The sequence below is a fragment of the Polynucleobacter sp. 39-46-10 genome, from assembly GCF_002282275.1.
The window spans coordinates 1-1,852 of the sequence record NZ_NCJB01000407.1; the positions used below are offsets into that span (position 1 = coordinate 1).

2 protein-coding genes are annotated in these 1,852 nt (G+C 46.0%); one reads left to right on the forward strand and one right to left on the reverse strand.

Annotation, left to right across the window (positions count from 1 at the left end; genetic code table 11):
• On the forward strand, positions 1–1,270 hold a 1,270-nt coding region (cls, locus tag B7X71_RS16190; RefSeq protein ID WP_293601485.1), incomplete at its 5' end, for a cardiolipin synthase.
• On the opposite strand, the gene B7X71_RS16195 is transcribed toward cls, so the two are convergent.
• A partial coding sequence (locus tag B7X71_RS16195) for a CoA transferase (RefSeq protein ID WP_293601486.1) occupies positions 1,267–1,852 on the reverse strand: 586 nt, incomplete at its 5' end. The two genes, cls and B7X71_RS16195, sit on opposite strands and share 4 nt — an antisense overlap.

The window sequence follows — 1,852 nt, forward strand, 5'->3', positions numbered from 1 at the left end:
ATCATTTAATTTAGGAACAATCAGAGTCACTTTCACACCACGACCAGCTGCTGCCATCACCGAAGCGATGCGTAAGCGCTATCAGGCTGATAAACAACTACTACCAACTGAAGGCAGGGCGTTGAGTCTCTTGGCAGAAGCTAAAAATGGTTCGCCAGTGATTGCTGGTAACCAAATTGAACTCTTTACAAATTCTCTGGAAATCTTGCAGTACTTTATTGACGAGATTAATCAGGCTAAGAAAACATTGCATTTGGAATTCTATATATGGGCTCTAGGCGGCGATGCAGATCGTGTCGGCGAGGCGTTAATCGCTGCAGCTAAGCGCGGTGTGACTTGTAAAGTGCTATTGGATTCTTTGGGTAGTAAAGACTGGTTTAAGTCGACTTGGCCTAAGCGCTTCAGAAATGCTGGTATTCAAGTAACTGAGGCCTTACCGATTCAGGTTGGTCGCTTTCAATTTCGGCGTGCTGATTTAAGACTGCATCGCAAGATATTTGTGATCGATAACACCATTGTTTGGACTGGCAGTATGAATATGGTGGATCCGCGCACATTCAAGCAGGACTCGGGCGTAGGTGAGTGGGTAGATGCGATGGTCAGAATTGAAGGCCCTGTAGCATCTCAGTTTGAGCTGACATTCTCGTTTGACTGGAGTGTTGATAATTCCAAGATTAAGCACTTTAGCAATGTAGTGCCAGCTGCCAGCCCACTAGAAGGGAAGGTATTGGCTCAAGAGTTTTCTTCTGGACCGGTATACCGTGACGATATCTTGTACCAGGTATTGCTCTCAGCCATCATGGATGCACGTGAAGAGCTCACCATTACCACGCCTTACTTTGGTCCTGACGATGGTTTGATTCAGGCGCTGATGGCAGCAGCTGGTCGTGGTGTGAAAGTGACTCTGATTGTTCCTAAATTAAATGATTCCACATTAGTCGCTTGGAGCAGTCGTAGCTTCTATTCTGATCTCATGAGTGCCGGTGTGAATATTGCTGAGTTTCATGGCGGTCTATTGCATACGAAGAGCCTGTTAATAGACAAGCGAGTTGCTATTTTTGGCTCAGTGAACTTTGATCAGCGTAGCTTGCGTCTCAATTTTGAAATTAGTTTAATCGTCTATAACGATGAGTTTTGCGCAAAGCTCGAAACCTTGATCGAGGCCTACTTGGCTAAATCAGATATGGTCAATCCAGTAACTTGGGCTAAGAGACCGCATTGGCATATTCTGCTGGAGAATGCGGCTCACCTGACATCACCCTTACTTTAAATAGAGCCCTTACTCCGCATCTTTGCAATCTCATTAGCAGCAATACCAAGCTCAGTCAGAATAGCTTCTGTATGTTGACCTACTGCAGGTATCGCATCCATGCGGTAGTCAAAACTGTCATTGCTGCCCGGGGGTAGCAATGCTGGAATAGGGCCTACAGGTGATCCCACTTGAACCCAGCGATCTCTTGCTTTGAGTTGATCGTGATTCCATAAACCCTGCATATCATTTAGACGAGCATTAGCGATTTGCGCTTCATCTAGCTTTGCAATCACTTGCTGGGTAGTCAGTTTGCTAAAACAAGCATCAATAATGGAGAGGAGTTCATCTCGCTTTTCATTACGCTTGAAGTTTTTATCAAAGCGCTCATCTTTAGCTAGTGCTTGATTCTCAAGTACGACTTCACAGAATAAAACCCATTCACGATCATTCTGTAGGCCAAGCATGACGGTACCGCCATCACCCGCTTTAAAGGGGCCATAAGGATAAATCGTGGCATGGGATGCGCCATTGCGAGGAGGGGGCGTAGCGCCCTCATAGGCGTAATAGAGTGGGTAGCTCATCCATTCACCCAAAGACTCC